The following is an 18,331-nucleotide window of genomic DNA, read 5'->3' on the forward strand; positions in this document are numbered from 1 at the left end:
AATATTCAGTACAAGGTGATTATGTTAGTTCAGAACCGCTTTGTACTGAATACTGAGTACTTAATACCTAAAATTATTTTTTATATTTCGCTGATAGATCTTTGCAAACTGAAGTTAATACATCGATAACTTCGTCTGTTAATTTACCTGCTTTTAAAGTATCTAAAGTGTCTCTATGCTTTGCATTTAAAAACTCAATATAGTCACGCTCAAACTCTTTAATTTTCTCTACAGGAACATCTCTTAATAAGTTTTTAGAACCCGCATAGATAATAGCAACTTGATCTTCTACTGTAAAAGGATCGTTTTGTGCTTGTTTTAAGATCTCAACATTACGACGTCCTTTTTCAATAACGTTTAATGTGGCAGCATCTAAATCTGAACCAAACTTAGCAAACGCTTCCAATTCACGGAATTGTGCCTGATCTAGTTTTAAAGTACCTGCAACTTTTTTCATTGATTTAATCTGGGCGTTACCACCAACACGAGATACAGATATACCTACGTTAATTGCTGGACGTACCCCTTGGTTGAATAAATCTTGCTCTAAGAATATCTGTCCATCAGTAATAGAAATTACGTTTGTTGGGATATATGCAGAAACATCACCTGCTTGTGTTTCAATAATTGGTAATGCAGTTAAAGAACCACCACCTTTTACGATAGGCTTTAAAGCATCAGGTAAATCATTCATGTCTTTTGCAATAGCATCATTTGCGATGATTTTTGCAGAACGCTCTAATAAACGAGAGTGTAGGTAGAAAACATCACCTGGATACGCTTCACGTCCTGGTGGTCTTCTTAATAATAGAGAAATTTCTCTGTAGGCAACCGCTTGTTTAGATAAATCATCATAGATAATTAAAGCTGGTCTACCAGTGTCTCTAAAGTACTCTCCAATGGCAGCTCCTGCAAATGGTGCGTAAACTTGCATAGAAGCAGGATCTGATGCGTTAGCCGCTACAATAGTAGTATAGGCTAAAGCTCCGTTGTCTTCTAATGTTTGTGCAATGTTTGCTACTGTAGATGCTTTTTGACCTATAGCAACATATATACAATATACTGGTTTCCCAGCATCGTAAAATTCTTTTTGATTTAAGATGGCGTCAATACAAACCGTAGTTTTACCTGTTTGACGGTCACCAATAACCAACTCACGTTGTCCTCTACCTACAGGAATCATAGCATCAATTGCTTTAATACCTGTTTGTAATGGTTCTGTAACCGGTTGACGGTAAACAACACCTGGAGCTTTACGCTCTAAAGGTAATTTGTATAGTTCACCAGCAATAGCACCTTTACCATCAATTGGTTTTCCTAATGTATTTACAACACGGCCAACAATACCTTCACCAACTTCAATAGAAGCAATAGTCTGAGTTCTTTTAACCACAGTACCTTCTTTGATGTCTCTAGAAGGACTTAAAAGTACAACACCAACGTTGTCTTCTTCCAAGTTAAGAACGATACCTTGTAACCCGCCTTCAAATTCTACTAACTCACCATATTGTACGTTAGATAATCCGTAAACTCTTGCAATACCATCACCAATTTGTAAAACTGTACCTACTTCGTCTAAAGAGGCTGTAGCTTCAAATCCTGATAATTGCTGTTTTAATATTGCTGATACTTCAGCGGCTTTTACTCCTGCCATGTTATTAATGATATAAGTTGTAGCGCAAATTTACACCGGCGACTACGTTATTATAATTATAAACTGTTTGTAAATTCTCTTTTTAAATTTCCTAATTTACTAGCGATGCTTGCATCGTACTGTAAATCACCTACGCGTAAAACAAAACCTCCTAGAATTTTTTCGTCGATAGTACTTTTAAGCACCACTTTTTTTCCAGTTAATTCTATTACTTTGTCAAGGATCTTTTTTTCTAAATCGGCTGTTAAAGGCACAGCAGTAGTTACAAACGCAACACCTTGTCCTTTTAAATCTTCATTAATAATAAGATACTTTAAAGCAACTTCGTTTAATAACGAGATTCTTTTATTGTCTACTAAAACACCAATAAGGCCTTTTGTAATTGCATTAGTGTCTTTGAAAACCGCTAGCAAGATATTCTTTTTATCAGCGCTATTAACAATAGGGCTGCTTAAAGCATCAGATAGCTCTTTGCTTTCGCTTATGGTATCAACAATAGAACGCATGTCTGCTTCCATAGCTTCTAAGGCTTTGTTTTCAACAGCCTGGTCTAAGGTAGCTTTTGCGTAACGTATTGCAGCTCTAGATTCGCTCATGCTTCTAGTTTAATTTGATATCACCTAACATATTCTCAACCAATTGTAATTGCTTGTCTTTGTTAGCTAATTGTTCTTTAATTACTTTTTCTGCAATTTCTACAGATAAAGTAGCTACTTGATTTTTAATATCTGCAACTGCTGCTTTTTTCTCACTAAGAATTGCTTCTTGAGCATTGGCTAGCATTTTATCACCTTCTGCTTTTGCTTGATCTTTAGCATCAGCTAGCATTTTATCTTTAATCTCACGTGCATCTTTAATCATTGATTCTCTTTCAGCACGAGCTTCTTGTAATAAACGCTCACTATCAGCAGTGATGTTTTGCATTTCTTTTTTGGCTTTTTCAGCAGCAGCAAGTGCATCAGCAATACCAGTTTCTCTTTCGTTCAAAGAATTTAAAATTGGTTTCCAAGCAAATTTCACCATTAATGCAATTAAGATTAATAAGATAAATGTTTGCATGAAAAATAAGCCTACCGGAAAATCATTAAAAATATCCATACGATGTTATTCTGTGTTTTTAATTAGTTTATTTTTTAAAGCACAATAGCAACCAACCGTTACTACTGTGCTTCAATTTGCTTTGATCGGGAATTATTATTTTCCTAAAAGTAAAGCACCGAATGCTAAACCTTCTAATAATGCTCCGATAATGATCATCGCAGTTTGGATTTTACCAGCTGCTTCAGGTTGACGAGCAATACCTTCCATTGCTTTACCACCAATCATCCCTAAACCGATACCACCACCGATTACGATTAATCCTGCTCCAATTAAATTGTACATACTAAATTGATTTATATTAAAATTAAAAAATAAACTCTCGTTAAATAAAATCTGCTCTTACGTCTTCTGTATCGGCAACTTCATGGCCATGAGCATCATGCTCGTGTTCGTGATCATGTTCTGCAACAGCCATACCAATAAATAATGACGATAACATGGTGAAAATATAGGCTTGTAAAAAGGCAACTAATAGTTCTATTACAGTTAAAAATAAGGTTAATAGTACAGATATTCCTGTAGCACCAACGGTGCCAAATTGTGCTTTTAATAAGATCATTAATGCTGCAATACCCATGACTACTGAGTGGCCTGCTGTAATGTTTGCAAATAAACGTACAAATAAGGAGAATGGCTTTGTTAACATCCCTAATATCTCAACAGGGATTAGCGCTATTTTCATAAGTACAGGAACTCCGGGCATCCAAAAAATATGCTTCCAGTAATCTTTATTTCCGTTAAATTGAATGATTAAAAAGGTAAATAAGGCCAAACATACTGTTACGGCAATTTGTCCTGTTACATTAAAACCTAAAGGCGTTAACCCTAGTAAGTTCAAAATCCAAATAAAGAAAAATACGGTCAATAAGAAGCCCATAAACTTTCGGTAATGCTTCTCGCCAATGTTTGGTCTTGCTATTTCGTCACGTACATATAATACCAATGGCTCTAATACACGAGCGAATCCGGTTGGGATTGGGCTTTTCTTATAACCGCTAGCTAAGGCTCTAAAACCTAAAATCATTAACAAACCAGCTAATAACATTCCGAAAACACTTTTAGTGATTGAGAAGTCTAAAGGTTTATGTGCATTTTCTGGGTGATGGTGTTCATCGAAGCTAATGGCTGTTGCATTAGCGTCTAACTCATATATTACACTGTGTAATTTTGTGAATTTAGAACCGCCACGATTTACGATAACTTGACCGTTATCATCATGATGAAATTCTGATGACATAAAAGTAACTAATCCATTACTTGACCATAATATTACAGGTAGTGGAAAGCCAACGTGTTTTGTTTCTCCAGCATCTGTTGTATACGAATACAAGTGAAAATCATGAGCATCCTTAAGGTGATGCGCAATATAGTTCTCAATACTTTCTTTAGTATTTATCTTACCTTCCGTAGCCTCCACATGAGCTTCCTTTTCTGGATCAGACATGGAAAACCCTTGTAATGAGAACGTAAGGATAATTAATAAAGCTGTTCTAGTAATATATTTTGATGCTATATTCATTATAAATATTTCGAAAATTGACTTCCTAAAATTTTGCGCAAAGGTAGTTATTAAAAATAAAAATCAAATAATTTTAATGTAATAATTATTCAACTAGATTTTCTTTAGAATTTTTGAGATAAATAGTACCTCTACGAATAGAAATAGAATAAGAGGAATCAACATAGAAAACCGGTCTATGCGGGGTATAACTGTCTCGCTAAAAACAGCGCTTTTAAATACTATGGCAAAGAAAATTAGCTTTAAAAAAAGTGCAGCTAGGTATATTAAACCTAATTGTTCTTTCAGGATATCTGAAAAAGCAAGATAGGCAAAGAGTATACAGATTCCTAAGGAGAAGAGGTAATGAAAAAGATACATTTTCCCTAAAGGAAAAGGAATTGAGTTGTCTAGAATGGCTAAGTGGGTATATGTACCCACTAGAAATAATAAGGTAAATACAATGATGTATTGTAAAATAGATTTGAGCAAAACTTTATTTGTTAAGGTTATTGGCTTGACGTATCATGGAATACATAGATACAAAGATAGCAACAAGTGTGATAGAAATTTCTAAATAATTTGTTGCGTATTTTTCGTCTAGCCAAGAACCTAATAAGTTTCCTAAATAAATGGTAAGGCCCATTTGGATCCCTATTCCTGAAAGTTTTGTTGCAGTTTGTAAACCCTTGTTAATTTTTTTACGAGGCTTTTGCGGTTCCATTTGCAGTATTAGCTGTTTTGTTTTGAGAAGGTAATTTACCACCTCCCATAGTACAAGCGGCATTAAATGTTGCGCCTGGTTCTACAGCTAGTTTTGCTACAGAAACTACACCTTCTATAACGGCAGAGGATTTTAAAGATAATAGATCAGATACTAAAAGCTCACCATTGAAGCTTCCTTCAATATCTGCATTTACGCATTCCACTTTTCCGTGGATATAGCCATCTTTACCAATAACAACTTTTCCAGAAGTTTTTACATTCCCATCTAACTTACCATCAATTCTGAAATCTGCTTCAGAAATAATGTCTCCTTTAATACGAGTGTTTTTTTCAATTCTGTTTGGTTGTCCTCCTAGTTCTGTCATTGTTTTAGGTTTTTGCTTTTTATTGTCTGAAAACATGTTCTACGGTTTTGGGATTGTTACTGTGTGTGTTTTGTAAGCCGTTAAATTTTTATGAACCTGAATAATTTTGTAGTTCGAAGATAAAATTACGAAATTCTCATCCGCTATTCTATAGTCTTTATTGTTTTTTATTAATTCAGCAAACCCAAGAGCGTATTCTTCAGTTTTAAATCCGTGTACAACAACAAACTTATTCTCTAAATTGTACATATCAAGAGATACCGTATTTCTATATTTTAAATCTTTTATGGCTTTTTCTAATGCTGCTTTTAGCTTAGCAACGGGTTCTGTTGCGTCCATTTTAAATGGGAATACTAACTTCCAGTTTTCTGCTTTTTTAGCAGGATTGGGCTGTAAGAATTCCTTAGGAGCTAATTTAGGCAATTGATCAGCAATAATTTCTTTTGCTTTTTTGCCTTCAGGATTGTTAGGGTAGTTTAAGGCCACATAATTTAAAGCTTCCTCAAAAGCGTCATAACCTTGAATTCTACCGATTGCATTTGCTTTCAGCATTTCTAATTTAGGCACAATAGGATCTCCTGTAAACTTCGTAATATTTTCCTGTGCACCCGTAATTACTTGCAAATATTCCTGATTGGTAAATCGCTTATATAATTCGGCATATTTAGCATCAGGGCTATCTGTGTCTCCTTCTAATACCGCATTAGGATTTAGTAAAATCTCTGCATAGCGAGAATCTGGGTGATTGTTAATAATGTTTTCTTTCATCTGAGCCATAAGCGGACTACCAGATTCTTCATATATTTTATACAAATTGTATTTAGAAGGCAGTATTAAACGTTCTTCAGGATTAGATTTTAATACCGTTTCTAATTTACCCGATGCTAAAAGATTTTCTTTGAATTTTTCTTTATAAATTAAACCTAATTGGTAATTGGATAAATTTCGCTCTGTTTTTAGACTGTCTATAACAGCAACTTCTGTAGGGATTTGATCCATATAGAAATCTATGGAATATTTTTGCTCTTCTGTAAGTCCGGTGTTTCCAGTAGCTGCATTATCTGCTACTAACTCTTCTTCAGAAATAGTTGTTTTCCCTTTATCTAACCAGCGCCAGTTATCTTCTAACGTACGATCGCCCCAACGGGTTCTAAAATCTGTTTTACCGTACCCTAAACTTGTAATGTTGTAAAAATAAAACTTGCCTTTGTTTTGTTTGCCGGCTTTTGTCTCTGCAAAAGCACTGATGCCTCTATTTTGACGTTCAATTTCTTTTTTAGCAGCCAGGGAATCTTTCTCTTTTAAACCTTTTATGTAAGCACCAAAATAAACCAATTGCTTTTCTTTTGGCATTTGGTATATGGTAATAACACTATCAGCGTACTGAACTACGTCCTCATAATAAATAACATCTTCTAGGTTGTCTAGCTTTTTCTTTATAGCGCGGAATTTTTTAGTATTCTCGGGCAAGTTTACAAGGGTACTGTCATAATAAGCACCAGCAATTTTGTAATCATTTCTATCAAAATTGTACTCTCCCAAATTTTCGTAATTCAACGCATTTAGTTGTGGCTTATTTAGTGTAGCTCTCAATGATTTATTAAAATAGGCTATGGCTAAACTATCGGATTTATTTTCTAAATGAAACTCGGCAACTTGACGAAAAATCTTATCTAAGAAAGGTCTGTTTTCACGGTCTTCTTCTAAATCAGTCAAGTATTCGTAAATCTCTAAATTGTTTTCAGGAGTAAGTTGGGTATTATTTATTTTCTGAAGGTGCGCATTGATCATATACTCTCGTGGAGACTTACGATTAAGGTGAATTATCTTATCAAAAGCATAATTGGCACTGTCCTTATAACCCAATTGATTGTAAAGTTGCCCTATAATGTAATAGTAGCGTCCTTTTTCCGGATTTTTTTTAGTGTACGAAGAGGCTACTTTTAAATTCTGAATTGCCGTATCAATTTTACTTAAATTGATATAGGCTTGTGCCATCATTGCTTTAGCATCTGCATATTCTTGGTCTTCTAGAACCTCAAACTTAAATAGCCTTTTTAAATTTTTTAAAGCTAGCTCATCATTTTCTAAACGAATATTAACTTTCTCACGCCAAATTGCAGCTTCATTAAGCTTATCGCTTTTTGGGTATTTTCTTAGGATGTAGTTGAAGGCTTCAAGGGCCGGGAGAAAACGTTGTTCAAAATAACGTGTTTTTCCAAGTAGAAGAAAAGCCTCGTCGGTTTGCGGGTTACGCTCTGTATCCTTTATTTCCATACTGTGTTTCTGTATGGCTTTCGTGGCTTTTTCTTCCGCAATTTCAAATTTTGGATTCTTATTCTCAGAATCTAAAATAATTTCTTCGCGAATGGTAATGCGTTCTATAGGCAAAACCTCCCAGTAATTATCTTGGTAAGAGGCGTTGAGTTCTTCTCTACCTTCTTCAAAGGCAATATTACCATTGTACAAAACATTGTACTTGGTATTTAGTGCGTGCCAATTACGGTTTACAAAAGCATCTTTCTTCGTGGAACATGCATTGAAAAGCACGCCTCCAAAAACAAGAGCGGCAATAAGTTTAAACTGAAGCTTCAATATTCTAAGTTTATCTAACTACTAAACTTAAAAAGATGCGTATTATTATGTAGTTCATCGATAAAAGACGCTTTATTTTTTAATAGATAGAAATGAATCAGGTCAAAAATATCGAATTTCACAAACTAAGTGGTTTGTAAACTGATTTTTTTAGGGTTTAGTAGGGCAAATATTTGTTATTTATCGAGGATTTTGACTTTAAAATCGATAGATGGGTAGTATTATGGTATTGGCTCTAAAACATGGACCAACTGGTTGGTTTGTTTTCTAGGTTAAAATATTTTATCGATAAACGGTAATGAAAAAGAAAAAAAAATAATCCTAAAATAGGCGGAAGAAAGTAGACATTTAATTATTGGTCTGCTTTTGAAGAGACCTTTTTAGCATTCTAACTTGAGCATAAAGCATATCATGATTCACTTCAAAAGATTTATCATTATTCATTTTAGAAAGAATATAGCTCTTGCAAAAATCTTCTATAGAAGCAGTAGACTTCTTAAACTTCTCAACAGCATCATTTACATCTATAGACGGGTGTAGGTCAACCGTAGAGAAACTAAGTAGGGTTTGGTTAATCTCACTAGAGATAAACTTCATAAAGGTCACGAAGTCAGCACTCAGAGATTTAATTTTTTGTTTGGGTTTTGGCATTCTTGTCGGTTAAGTAAAAATTGAGTATCAATAATACTCCCACCAAAAGTAAGATAAAAATTTTATAATTCCAGTTATTTAATGATGTTTGACGTAGATTAAATACCATAAGTAGTAATTGATAGCCATTTATTACCGTAGGAAATATGAAAACAAATCTGTAAGATTTACCTTTAGAAAAATCTAAAACAAGAAACCACGCAATAAAAGAACTGAGTTGCATTCCAACTAAAGCTAAAAATATACGGTATGCGGAATAGCCTAAAAAAAGGCCATCATTATCTGTTATTCCCTCAACTATTCCTAAATTGGGAATCCATATTTGTAATTCCCCAGAACTAGTAGTAATGATGTCATGAACAAAAGGAAGCAATGCGCATAAAATAATACCCATTGCTTTCCATATGTTTAGATTAAACGTCTCCCATCTTGATTTCAGTTCTTTCATATGCCTGTTGTTCGTATATATTATCATCACTATTCTCGCTAGTGTCATTTGTACATGATGCTAATGATAAGGTTACAATGGCTAAAGCTAATAAAAATGTTCTTGAAGTTTTCATAATAAAATAGTTTTTTAGTGAGGGCGCAAACTATAAATTGCACCGACTTCAAACTATTTTATCTCGGTAATGATATTAGGTTTTTTTAACTACAGCTTGTTGATATTTTTATCTGCTTTGTAGTTCATCTCAAAGTTGTTGGTTTTAAATTAATTATAGATTAAATACATAAGCACCTGATTATCTATATCTTAAGATGCTAAAATTTTGTTAACGGCTTTTTTTATCGTTAAAGTGTAGTTCTTAACAATTGTAGTGAATTAAATACCAAAAATTAAGCTCTTATCCAGCGAAAAACAACTCCAATTCCTTCAAAGTCGCTTCAGAAGTTTCAATATCTTTGACCAGTTCTCCTTTGTTTAATACTACAATACGTTCGCAAACTTCGGTGACATGAATTAGGTCGTGACTAGAAACTAAAACCGTTACACTATTGTTTGCGGCCAAATCTTTTATAATACCTTTTAAACGTATCTGTGTGGTTGGATCAAGGTTCGCAAAGGGTTCATCTAATATTACTACTTCAGGATTTCCTATGAAAGAAGCTACAATTCCTGCTTTCTTCTGATTCCCTTTTGATAGATCGCGCAAATATTTAGTCTGCCCTAGAATTTCTCCATGAAAAAAGTCTTGGAAATTAGAAAGTAGTGCATTGACATCTGCTTTGTTCTGGCCTCTTAGTTCCCCAATAAAGTAGAAATATTCTTCTGCAGTCAAATAACCAATTAGAAACGTTTCATCAATAAAAGCGGTGGTAAAGGGTTTCCAATCTTCACTTGTATTTACTTGCACACCATTATTATTAATATGCCCCGTTGTTGGCTGAATCAGGTCTAATAATAAACTAAATAAGGTTGTTTTACCAGCACCATTATTTCCTACCAGTCCAAAACTCTGACCTTTAGGGATTTCTAATGAGGGTATATTTAAAACGGTATTCTTCCCGTAGGTCTTGGTTAAGTTTTGTACTGTTATCATGCGGTTGTGGTATTTAGTTTTATAATTAGCTTACTTGTTTGTAGGCTAACAACGTTTTATATTTTTCCTTTTTGTATATTTTTTCTATCTTTTTAAAGACAAATCCTTTAAAAGCAAATCCTAAGACACCGGCCATAGCTACAAAGATGTACCCTGCTGTAGGACTAATTAGATAATGTCCTATTCCGTAAATAAGTAGGGGCAGTAGAAGCTTAGGCATGGTAAGCATTACTGTTTTTAAATTAAATGACTGTTTGTCTCCAAAAGCTTTTTTTGCAGAGGTTAAATCTATTGGAGTCCTTGTATAGGCGCCGCCTAGTAGAACTACATAAGAATTTACGCCTATATTATAAATGGCCCCGACAAGTACAGCCAAATAAGCATCTAAACCAAAGTACAAATAGAAAGAGGCAATGATGGTGCTAATAATAGTGGCAATCACCATCAAATACCATTTAGAATTTAGGTATTCTTTGTATTTAATGTTTTGTGACATCATTAGGGGGTAATAAGAACTGTCCCAACTGGGTACAAATTGCCCGAAACTAAAAAGGAATCCGCCTGAGATGAAAATACCTGCAAATATGCGCCAGATTGGACCATCATACGCTTCTATAGTTCCTGTGAAAAATAGGAATCCGTAGAATATGAAAAAGAAACTCGTAATCACCGCCATTTTAGAGCGTTTATTTCTTTTTATTAGTTTGATGTCGTTTTTTAAGAAGGTGCCTAAATTCCCAAATCTATTCAACCAACTTAAATCTTCTGTTTTAGCGATGGTTTGCTTGGTCTGCAATCCTGCATCTAAGTATAAGTTCTTTTTAAAATAGTTGAAGGCGGCATAGTATAAGCCAAAGGCTAGCAACCAAAGAATAATAGAAATCCATGGTAAGGAGTAGAGCGCATTGAAAAATGGTGCAGTATACGTCGTTATATCAAACCATTGTAAATATTGAAATAATCCTAAAATAGCCATTAATCCCACCAATGGATAAAAAATACTATCCTTGTTGTTTACGAGAACATTGATGAAATTGTTGCAATAGATAATAGCGATTAGGGCTAGATGCCAACCAATAATTCCAGTTGCAGAATACCCTTTAGTCAATAGTACTATAGAAAGAGGGATGAAAAAGAACGCATGAGACCAATTAAAATAAGATACTATTGTTTTTGCAAGCGAAAAATTTACCACTTGGCTTTTCTTAATCGGTAGGTAGAGTAGTGGTTTTATATTGGTTACAGGCATTTTTTGGAGCATATACCGAAAAACAAGATCTATAATTAGGTAGTAAATTATGAATTTGTTGATGACATCAAAAGGATCACCAATGTTCATGTCTTCAATAACAAAGTAGGCACCAATACCCATTCCAATAAAGATTGCAGTCATGTATACAGCGGCAAAACCCATTAGAATTTTAATGGCGATACTACTTTTTAAAGAAGCCGCTCTAAAGAATGATTTCCATTGTAGTGTTATAAAATATTTGAACATGATGGTGTATTTATGTTATGTAAGTATTATAATACCTTTAAATGTTACAAGGTTTTTGTCAATTTATATTCAGGATAAGTTTTTTCTAGTAAATCTTCTGCTTTTGATGGTATTTGAAATACCATCACATAAAATAGAATTATAATGGACACATTAAAAAAGCTCATTAAGCCTAAGAAGTATGAACTTTCAATTTCAACTGGCATATTTAAAATATGGATGGGTAATTGAAATAAGCTGAATAATCCCATCTGAGTAAGTAATATTTCTTCTAACATCCATTTGTGTTTTTTCTTTTTTAGGATTGTATTATACTTTATAAGTCTTATAAACGCTATTGCAAAAAAGCTTAAGTATAGACCCATAATTATTGAATTTTGGTAGTTTGGAGTAAAACTACTGAGTGTTGTATAAAGTAGTATCGTCAGAATTACAGTAAGCATAATTTTAGGTATTGTAAAGTATGCCTTATAAAAATTAAAAATAATTTTCAAGTATTTTTTATTCAAGGCTTTTCGGCGTTCTTCAACTACCTCTTGAAAACCAAACACACCAAATTTTTTAAACTCCATTTGTAGTGCTTCATTAAACGACAAGTTTGGATGTTGTAGAAGTAAAACTTCTATTCCGTTAGCTAAATGGTCTACTAATTCTGTTTGTAGGTCAAAGTGATACACAAAATGATCGCGTGTAAATGAATAAAGCTCTTGTATTTGTTCTTCAGTTAATTTATTCATGCTAGGCCATTTTTATTTTTTTGACTTGCATATGTGATTTTAATAGAAAATAAGAAAATGCCATATTGGAAACAGCGAGAGTATTGCAGGCTAGTACAATAATGTTAATTCTATCTTCTATAAAAATAGAATGGGTTTCAAGAACAAATGGATTAATTACTAAGTAAAACAAAATAAAAGGAAAACAATGTCTATTAAATAAAAAACTAAATGAAGTTTTATATTTAGTGGTTTTAATTTGATATCCAAAGTAACATAAGATCATACTGCTTGCGAAAAATAATAGTCCAAATAGTTTATCAATATTGCTAAAAGCTAAGACGTCGCCAACAAATTGTAAGAGCAAATACAAGATTAGAGTACTTAATAAAGTGAAAAGAAGCATCTTGAAATAAAAACGTTTTAGAATCTCCACACATTTTTTCATCATGATTTTTGGGCCAATCCACGCAATTCCCAGCCACCAACTTGAGTAATTACTTAATTCTTTATTCCATGTTATTACTTCTTTACTAAAAGCTTCTTCAAAAGAGCGATTTTTAGAGTCCATTTTGGTTTCTATACTATTGGCTATATGGTCTAAAACTTCATTTCTCAAATCAATTTGAGTCAGGTCTTTTTGATTCAAGTAAGTTTCTATGTTTAAAAGTTGGTCTTCTCTTAAGTAATTCATATTATATTTTTTTATAAAGAGTGGTGTATTTTAGGTTATACTTATTTATGAGTGCGATAAATAAGTAGACTAAAGTGCAATCAAATGAGAGCAATAGAATATTTAAATTACTATTCGTTTCAAATTCGGTTAAAGAGTAGAGTAAAAATTGATGCATCTGTATAAATAAGTTTAGTATAATACTTAATCTTTCTATACCTGAATAGCGTTCTTTTCTGCCTAAATAAAAGCGAATACTGAAATAATAGATTGTTAGGCCGATTAAAATAATTGCAGGTCCAAATTTTAAAAAATAATTTAGATCATAATTAACGCCTACTATTTTTAAGAAACTAAACATGGTAATTAATAGGAGTATAGACGCTGGTGTTTGGTAAAATGATATGATTTCTTTTAGTATTCTTTTATCTGTTACCTTCTTAAATTCGATGTTAGTTTTTTGATGTTCTTTTTTATACAGCATCATGTAATTCTTGAAAGCATGGTAGAAATCTAAATCTTCACTTTTCATTTTATTTTCAACCTCAGAGGCAACATGATCTACCATTTCCATTCTTACATCCGTAAACTCAATTTCGGAGTTTTGGAGGTAGGTATTTATGAATTGTATTTCTTTCTTTTCTAATTTCACAATAAAACTGTTAAGTGATATTCCAGTCTGGGTTTACCAAATTTTGCATACTTCGTATAAACTCTTCTAGTTCGGCTAATCTATTTACGGTTTCTTTTTCACCAAGTTTGGTGAGTCTATAATATTTGCGTAATCTATTGTCAACTTTTGCGACCTCTACGTCTAGTAGGCCTTCAGCTTCTAATTTATGCAATGCCGGATAGAGTGCTCCTTCTGTAATGTTTAGCTCCCCTTTGGTAAGAGCTTTTACTTTCTGCGTTATTTCATAGCCATACATCTTACCTTGCTCATCTAAAAGTTTTAAGATGATGGTATTTAAACTCCCTTTGTACAATTTTGAATTCCCCATTTTATATTACCTCCTTTAATTTCAAATATACATAATTTTCTTATGTATAAGATTCTTAGGTATGTTATTTTACGCTTTTTCAGTTTTATATGGTTTCGCCTTTGCTTAATTTTACAGAAAATTAATATCCATGAGCGATTTTCATTCTTTAAAAGTTTCTAATGTACAGCCCTTAACTGCGAGTTCTGTAGCGATTACTTTTGCTATTCCAGATGAATTAAAAGATACCTTTACTTTTAGTGCGGGTCAATATATTACTATTAGTAAGGAAATAAATGGTGTTGAAGTTAGAAGAGCTTATTCGATATCTTCTGTTCCGGCATCAGGAAAAATAACCGTAGGTGTTAAGAAGATAACAGATGGTACCTTTTCGGTATATGCGAATGATAAGATAAAAGTCGGCGATGTTTTAGAGGTAATGCCTCCGGAAGGTCGTTTTATATTTCAACCTAGCAATGCTGCTAAGCATGTTGCTGGTTTTGTGGCGGGTAGTGGAATTACACCTATTATGAGTATTGCGGAGACCGTATTAAAGAGTCACCTTAATAGCACCTTTGTGTTGGTGTATGGAAACCAAAATGCGGACGAGGTTATGTTTTCCAAAGAACTAGAGGCTTTACAAAAACAGTATGCAAATCGTTTTTTTGTACAACATGTGTTTAGTAGAGTTAATCAAGAGGGTGCTCTTTTTGGTAGAATAGAAGGCTCTACTGTAAATTATATTGTTAAGAATAAATTTAAAGATACTTCATTTGATGCTTTCTACTTATGTGGGCCAGAAGAAATGATCGATCTGGTTTCAGAAACCTTGCAAGCCGCCAACATTGCTAAAGATAAAATTCATTTTGAACTTTTTACAGCTTCAGAAACCGTAGATACTATGGCGGAAAGCTTAGATGGTGCTACTAAGGTAGAGGTGGTGGTTGATGATGAAACATTTTCGTTCTCAATGGACAAAAAAATGTTAGTTTTAGATGCGGTACTTAAAGAAAATATAGATGCTCCTTATTCTTGTCAAGGCGGAGTTTGCAGTAGTTGTATTGCTCGTGTGACAGAAGGAAAAGCAGAGATGGTAAAGAATCAAATATTAACTGATGGTGAAATTGCAGAAGGCTTAATCCTTACTTGCCAAGCGCATCCATTAACAGCAACACTGAAAGTAGATTTTGATGATGTATAGCTTTTAAGTTGTAAAATTTTAGTGAACAGGAATAGGAATGCTTGCATTTTATTCCTGTTTTTTTATGCTTTAACTAGCGCTTCAAATTGCCTACATGCATGATCATACCCTAGTGTATAGGCTTTCTCGATGGCCTTACGGTCTAACATGCCAATATGTTCTAATTCTGAAGATTCAAATAACAAATTACATGATTTTAGCTTGGCTTTTGAAGCAGCATAAATCATCAAACCCGTTACTCTACCCGTTAATTGATAAGAGTTTTTTAGGTCTTTTTTTTCAAGCTTACTCACGATCGAAACATTACTGCCAATGATATAATCACATTTGTCATATAAGGGTTCTGATGGAAAATTATTCATGATTCCACCATCTGCATATAATTGCCCATTTATTTCAATTGGGCTAAATACAGGCGGTAACGCAGCAGAGGCTAATAATGGTCTAATTAATTCTCCTGTAGAAAAAAATTCCGCATCACCATCTTGAATATTCGTTGCTACAATATGTAATTCTTTTCCTAAAGCTTCAAAGGTGTCTTCTGGGAAATATGCTTTAAAAAACCGAATGTATTTATCCGTATCCATGAAGCCGGCCTTTGCGATAGTTAAAAACTGATAATTAAATAAGGGGGTCGTTTTGAAAAAACTCAGCATATCATCAATAGAGTTTCCATTGGCATATAAAGCACCTACTAAGGCGCCTACGCTACTTCCTGTAACGTACTTTGCTTCTATGTCAAATTCTTTCATGGCTTTAATAAGTCCAATGTGCGCCATGCCTCTTACACCTCCACCTGATAATACAAGTCCGATTGATTGATTACTTGACAATTCTTTGGTCATAAATAGCTATAATTTGAAAGCACTTCGTTCAAATTTACTATAAAATAGCCGTTTAAGACTTAATTTTTTCAGACCGTTTGGTTTGTTAAATGTGGAGTATTCCATTTATCTGAAGTAAATAGGTGGTTCATCGATGAAATACAGGTGCTCGCAGAGGTATGTGTGTAGATGAGCATTTTTGCAGTACACCAAAACCAACTAATCAGTTGGTTTTGGTGTACTGCTAGGAATAATTTTAGTTACCTAGTTGATAAGTGTTTTTCGTGCCTCTTTTAATAATTCAACTCGTTTTTTTAGCGGTATTTGTAAAGGTAATTGTGCTAGGCCAATAATTCTTCTTATGATTTCTACCGCTACAAATTTCTCGCATAACTCTTCATCTAAGCTGCATGAATTTTTATAATGTCTTAGAGCTTTTTTAATTAACTCTTCTGGTTGATCTGCCATTTTCAAATGTGCAATAGTAACTCCTATTTCAAATTCTGGTATTCCAAAAAAGCAAAACTCGGGATCTATTATGCGTACTCCAGAAGCTCTTTTGAGCCAACTGCCAGGAAAGTAATCGCCATGCAACAATACAGTGCCATTAGCTAAATAAAGTTTACCTAGAGCCAGTACTGCTTTTTTTAATTTATCGTCTTGTTTTAGAGTGTTAGCCTCTTCCTGTAGACCGGGTAAAATATCATCTAAATTTATTCCGTTTTCCTTTAAATAAGGATACTTAAAAATGTGCTCATGATTTAACTCACGCATATTTTTGTTGACTATTCTCTGGGATGTAGTTTCAGAATTTATAGCGGTATGTAGTTTTGCAATAAAATAGATAACCGTTAGTAAATCTGCTTCAGAAATAACCTTTCCATCCTCATAAAGATAAGAGTAGTCTAGGCCTTTTCCTAAATCATCCATTAGCATAATGCTGTTTTCTTGATCTAAACCAATAACGTTAGGCATCATTAATTTAAGCTGAGGTACGGTTCCGGCTAGTTTATAAAATTCTGCTTCCCGTAAAACGCGTTCAGAAGGTGCTGCAACTTGTGGGTACTTTTCCACATATTCCCGACTTTGTTTGATGATAAATGACCTTCTGTTGGTGGTAATCCGCAGTGTAAAATTCATATTACCATCTCCTGGCTTTTCTGCAGAGAGAATAGTTTCATCTTCATAAAGCCATTCCTTTGAATGAAGGTATGAACTTAGTGCTGCTATAGTATTATTGAGTTTTATCACCTTACTTATTTTTATAACTAGCTATTAATTTTTGATGGTAATCAGGTACCACATCAAAGCAATATTTTACAGGGGTTCCTTTGGTGTCATCACAAAGTAGGTATTGTTTGAATACTTGTTTGTCATTTTCGTTTAGGGTATCATCAAGATGTAGTTCTAAACGTGCTAGTAAAGGCTCAGAAACAATATCTTCTGGTGCTATAATATAATGACTTGCCAAAGCGTCAAAAGGGTTAAACCCTGTTGCTCCTTGAGTTTTCCATTGTTCTAGCCAAGGTTGCGATGCTGTCGCCAACCAATTCATAGGCGTGTTGTAGGTTTTGAGCGTATCTAAATCTTGTTGTTCAATCCAAACTTTACTGGAAATTTCAAACGGACATAATACTACGGGCACTTTATAATCTAAAAGGACCTGAAATGCAGCATTGTCTAAATCAAAATTCAAATCTTTAGCCTTAACACCTTTTGTTCCAATATTAAAAATATCATTTGAAGTTCTACGACCCGCCACTAAAACTACTTCTTTGATTTGCGATTTCAGTTCTGGATATTTCAACACTAAGAGACCAATGTTTGTAGCAGGACCTATGGCTAAAATGGTCATAGGTTCTTTTTTAAGAGCACTTGCTAATGCCTCTACAGCATCATTTGTTTCTACATTGTTGAGGTCAATAGGTACTCCCGAACCTTTAAAGACAGAAATTTTCTGTTCCATAAACTCTTGGTTAATATAATTTCCTATGCTAAACGCATTTTCAATATTGGTATTGCCAAAAACGGTACTCATCCCTTTTATTTCTACATTTTCGGCATTTAATAATTGCAACACAGCATAGCCATCGTCAACATCAGAATAGCCAGGTCTATTGATGTTTTTCTTGCCAACGGCTAGATCAGCATCAATCCACACCATTTTTTTGCCTTCAATCTTTTCTGCAGTTTGGGTTTCTGTTTTAATAGGCTCTGTTGCTTTAACGTCCTTCTTTTTCTCAGAATTACAAGCACTGAACATTGTAACCACTAATAAAATACCGATTAGATTAATTTTATTTCTCAT

22 protein-coding genes are annotated in these 18,331 nt (G+C 33.7%); 1 reads left to right on the top strand and 21 read right to left on the bottom strand.

Going from position 1 to position 18,331, the window contains the following annotated elements; all coding sequences use genetic code 11:
• Positions 1-73: 73 nt before the first annotated feature.
• From atpA to M666_RS05450, 18 genes are all read right to left on the bottom strand, one after another.
• Entirely contained in the window at positions 74-1,654 is a 1,581-nt protein-coding gene (atpA, locus tag M666_RS05370) for a F0F1 ATP synthase subunit alpha (RefSeq protein ID WP_029447448.1), read from the bottom strand.
• 56 nt (positions 1,655-1,710) lie between these two features.
• On the bottom strand, positions 1,711-2,250 hold the full coding sequence (gene atpH / locus M666_RS05375; RefSeq protein ID WP_029447447.1) for an ATP synthase F1 subunit delta: 540 nt from the start codon (positions 2,248-2,250) through the stop codon (positions 1,711-1,713).
• 4 nt (positions 2,251-2,254) lie between these two features.
• A complete protein-coding gene (locus M666_RS05380) occupies positions 2,255-2,752 on the bottom strand; it encodes a F0F1 ATP synthase subunit B (protein WP_029447446.1) in 498 nt (165 codons plus the stop codon).
• 96 nt (positions 2,753-2,848) lie between these two features.
• A complete protein-coding gene (gene atpE, locus M666_RS05385) occupies positions 2,849-3,037 on the bottom strand; it encodes an ATP synthase F0 subunit C (RefSeq protein WP_013550335.1) in 189 nt (62 codons plus the stop codon).
• Between the two features lie 40 nt (positions 3,038-3,077).
• On the bottom strand, positions 3,078-4,274 hold the full coding sequence (gene atpB / locus M666_RS05390) for a F0F1 ATP synthase subunit A (RefSeq protein WP_029447445.1): 1,197 nt from the start codon (positions 4,272-4,274) through the stop codon (positions 3,078-3,080).
• Positions 4,275-4,367: 93 nt separating this feature from the next.
• On the bottom strand, positions 4,368-4,745 hold the full coding sequence (locus M666_RS20885; protein ID WP_226989953.1) for a DUF6168 family protein: 378 nt from the start codon (positions 4,743-4,745) through the stop codon (positions 4,368-4,370).
• A gap of 4 nt (positions 4,746-4,749) precedes the next feature.
• Entirely contained in the window at positions 4,750-4,977 is a 228-nt protein-coding gene (locus tag M666_RS05400; protein WP_013550338.1) for an AtpZ/AtpI family protein, read from the bottom strand.
• Entirely contained in the window at positions 4,955-5,380 is a 426-nt protein-coding gene (locus M666_RS05405; RefSeq protein WP_024482288.1) for a bactofilin family protein, read from the bottom strand. Before M666_RS05405 ends, M666_RS05400 begins: the two co-directional genes overlap by 23 nt.
• A 3-nt stretch (positions 5,381-5,383) precedes the next feature.
• On the bottom strand, positions 5,384-7,939 hold the full coding sequence (gene porW / locus M666_RS05410) for a type IX secretion system periplasmic lipoprotein PorW/SprE (protein WP_029447443.1): 2,556 nt from the start codon (positions 7,937-7,939) through the stop codon (positions 5,384-5,386).
• 348 nt (positions 7,940-8,287) lie between these two features.
• Positions 8,288-8,590: a hypothetical protein gene (locus M666_RS05415; RefSeq protein WP_029447442.1), complete on the bottom strand. Its 303-nt coding sequence runs from the start codon at positions 8,588-8,590 to the stop codon at positions 8,288-8,290.
• Positions 8,565-9,038: a hypothetical protein gene (locus M666_RS05420; RefSeq protein ID WP_151198033.1), complete on the bottom strand. Its 474-nt coding sequence runs from the start codon at positions 9,036-9,038 to the stop codon at positions 8,565-8,567. Before M666_RS05420 ends, M666_RS05415 begins: the two co-directional genes overlap by 26 nt.
• Positions 9,004-9,153, bottom strand: a complete 150-nt coding sequence (locus M666_RS20340; RefSeq protein ID WP_151198034.1) for a peptidase m28 — start codon at positions 9,151-9,153, stop codon at positions 9,004-9,006. Before M666_RS20340 ends, M666_RS05420 begins: the two co-directional genes overlap by 35 nt.
• 282 nt (positions 9,154-9,435) lie before the next feature.
• Positions 9,436-10,131 (bottom strand): ABC transporter ATP-binding protein, encoded by a 696-nt coding sequence (locus tag M666_RS05425; protein WP_029447440.1) that lies wholly within the window; start codon positions 10,129-10,131, stop codon positions 9,436-9,438.
• 25 nt (positions 10,132-10,156) lie between these two features.
• Entirely contained in the window at positions 10,157-11,629 is a 1,473-nt protein-coding gene (locus M666_RS05430) for a DUF5687 family protein (RefSeq protein ID WP_029447439.1), read from the bottom strand.
• A gap of 44 nt (positions 11,630-11,673) precedes the next feature.
• A complete protein-coding gene (locus M666_RS05435) occupies positions 11,674-12,366 on the bottom strand; it encodes a hypothetical protein (RefSeq protein ID WP_029447438.1) in 693 nt (230 codons plus the stop codon).
• A gap of 1 nt (position 12,367) precedes the next feature.
• On the bottom strand, positions 12,368-13,039 hold the full coding sequence (locus tag M666_RS05440) for a hypothetical protein (RefSeq protein ID WP_029447437.1): 672 nt from the start codon (positions 13,037-13,039) through the stop codon (positions 12,368-12,370).
• A 1-nt stretch (position 13,040) separates the two neighbouring features.
• A complete protein-coding gene (locus M666_RS05445) occupies positions 13,041-13,670 on the bottom strand; it encodes a hypothetical protein (RefSeq protein ID WP_029447436.1) in 630 nt (209 codons plus the stop codon).
• Between the two features lie 10 nt (positions 13,671-13,680).
• Entirely contained in the window at positions 13,681-14,019 is a 339-nt protein-coding gene (locus M666_RS05450) for a PadR family transcriptional regulator (protein ID WP_029447435.1), read from the bottom strand.
• A 130-nt stretch (positions 14,020-14,149) separates the two neighbouring features.
• On the opposite strand from M666_RS05450, the gene M666_RS05455 reads away from it, so the two are divergent.
• Positions 14,150-15,199, top strand: coding sequence for a ferredoxin--NADP reductase (locus tag M666_RS05455; RefSeq protein WP_029447434.1), 1,050 nt, complete (start codon positions 14,150-14,152; stop codon positions 15,197-15,199).
• A gap of 62 nt (positions 15,200-15,261) precedes the next feature.
• On the opposite strand, the gene M666_RS05460 is transcribed toward M666_RS05455, so the two are convergent.
• The 3 genes from M666_RS05460 to M666_RS05470 all read right to left on the bottom strand — a co-directional run bounded on the left by M666_RS05460 (position 15,262) and on the right by M666_RS05470 (position 18,331).
• Entirely contained in the window at positions 15,262-16,044 is a 783-nt protein-coding gene (locus M666_RS05460) for a patatin-like phospholipase family protein (protein ID WP_025616226.1), read from the bottom strand.
• A 243-nt stretch (positions 16,045-16,287) separates the two neighbouring features.
• Entirely contained in the window at positions 16,288-17,274 is a 987-nt protein-coding gene (locus M666_RS05465; RefSeq protein WP_029447433.1) for a phosphotransferase, read from the bottom strand.
• 1 nt (position 17,275) lies between these two features.
• Positions 17,276-18,331 carry a nucleoside hydrolase gene (locus M666_RS05470; RefSeq protein WP_029447432.1) on the bottom strand — a complete coding sequence of 352 codons (1,056 nt, stop codon included), beginning with the start codon at positions 18,329-18,331 and terminating at the stop codon, positions 17,276-17,278.

This window comes from Cellulophaga baltica 18 (assembly GCF_000468615.2).
GTDB lineage: Bacteria > Bacteroidota > Bacteroidia > Flavobacteriales > Flavobacteriaceae > Cellulophaga > Cellulophaga baltica.

Excerpts from the sequence above, each read along its gene's own strand:
- M666_RS05415 (WP_029447442.1), bottom strand. The coding sequence starts at position 8,590 with ATGCCAAAACCCAAACAAAAAATTAAATCTCTGAGTGCTGACTTCGTG.
- M666_RS20340 (WP_151198034.1), bottom strand. The coding sequence starts at position 9,153 with ATGAAAACTTCAAGAACATTTTTATTAGCTTTAGCCATTGTAACCTTA.
- M666_RS05405 (WP_024482288.1), bottom strand. The coding sequence starts at position 5,380 with ATGTTTTCAGACAATAAAAAGCAAAAACCTAAAACAATGACAGAACTA.
- M666_RS05455 (WP_029447434.1), top strand. The coding sequence starts at position 14,150 with ATGAGCGATTTTCATTCTTTAAAAGTTTCTAATGTACAGCCCTTAACT.
- atpB (WP_029447445.1), bottom strand. The coding sequence starts at position 4,274 with ATGAATATAGCATCAAAATATATTACTAGAACAGCTTTATTAATTATC.
- M666_RS05440 (WP_029447437.1), bottom strand. The coding sequence starts at position 13,039 with ATGAATTACTTAAGAGAAGACCAACTTTTAAACATAGAAACTTACTTG.
- M666_RS05435 (WP_029447438.1), bottom strand. The coding sequence starts at position 12,366 with ATGAATAAATTAACTGAAGAACAAATACAAGAGCTTTATTCATTTACA.
- M666_RS05400 (WP_013550338.1), bottom strand. The coding sequence starts at position 4,977 with ATGGAACCGCAAAAGCCTCGTAAAAAAATTAACAAGGGTTTACAAACT.
- atpE (WP_013550335.1), bottom strand. The coding sequence starts at position 3,037 with ATGTACAATTTAATTGGAGCAGGATTAATCGTAATCGGTGGTGGTATC.
- M666_RS05460 (WP_025616226.1), bottom strand. The coding sequence starts at position 16,044 with ATGACCAAAGAATTGTCAAGTAATCAATCAATCGGACTTGTATTATCA.
- M666_RS05425 (WP_029447440.1), bottom strand. The coding sequence starts at position 10,131 with ATGATAACAGTACAAAACTTAACCAAGACCTACGGGAAGAATACCGTT.
- M666_RS05380 (WP_029447446.1), bottom strand. The coding sequence starts at position 2,752 with ATGGATATTTTTAATGATTTTCCGGTAGGCTTATTTTTCATGCAAACA.
- M666_RS05470 (WP_029447432.1), bottom strand. The coding sequence starts at position 18,331 with ATGAGAAATAAAATTAATCTAATCGGTATTTTATTAGTGGTTACAATG.
- M666_RS05420 (WP_151198033.1), bottom strand. The coding sequence starts at position 9,038 with ATGAAAGAACTGAAATCAAGATGGGAGACGTTTAATCTAAACATATGG.
- M666_RS05430 (WP_029447439.1), bottom strand. The coding sequence starts at position 11,629 with ATGTTCAAATATTTTATAACACTACAATGGAAATCATTCTTTAGAGCG.
- M666_RS05450 (WP_029447435.1), bottom strand. The coding sequence starts at position 14,019 with ATGGGGAATTCAAAATTGTACAAAGGGAGTTTAAATACCATCATCTTA.
- atpH (WP_029447447.1), bottom strand. The coding sequence starts at position 2,250 with ATGAGCGAATCTAGAGCTGCAATACGTTACGCAAAAGCTACCTTAGAC.
- atpA (WP_029447448.1), bottom strand. The coding sequence starts at position 1,654 with ATGGCAGGAGTAAAAGCCGCTGAAGTATCAGCAATATTAAAACAGCAA.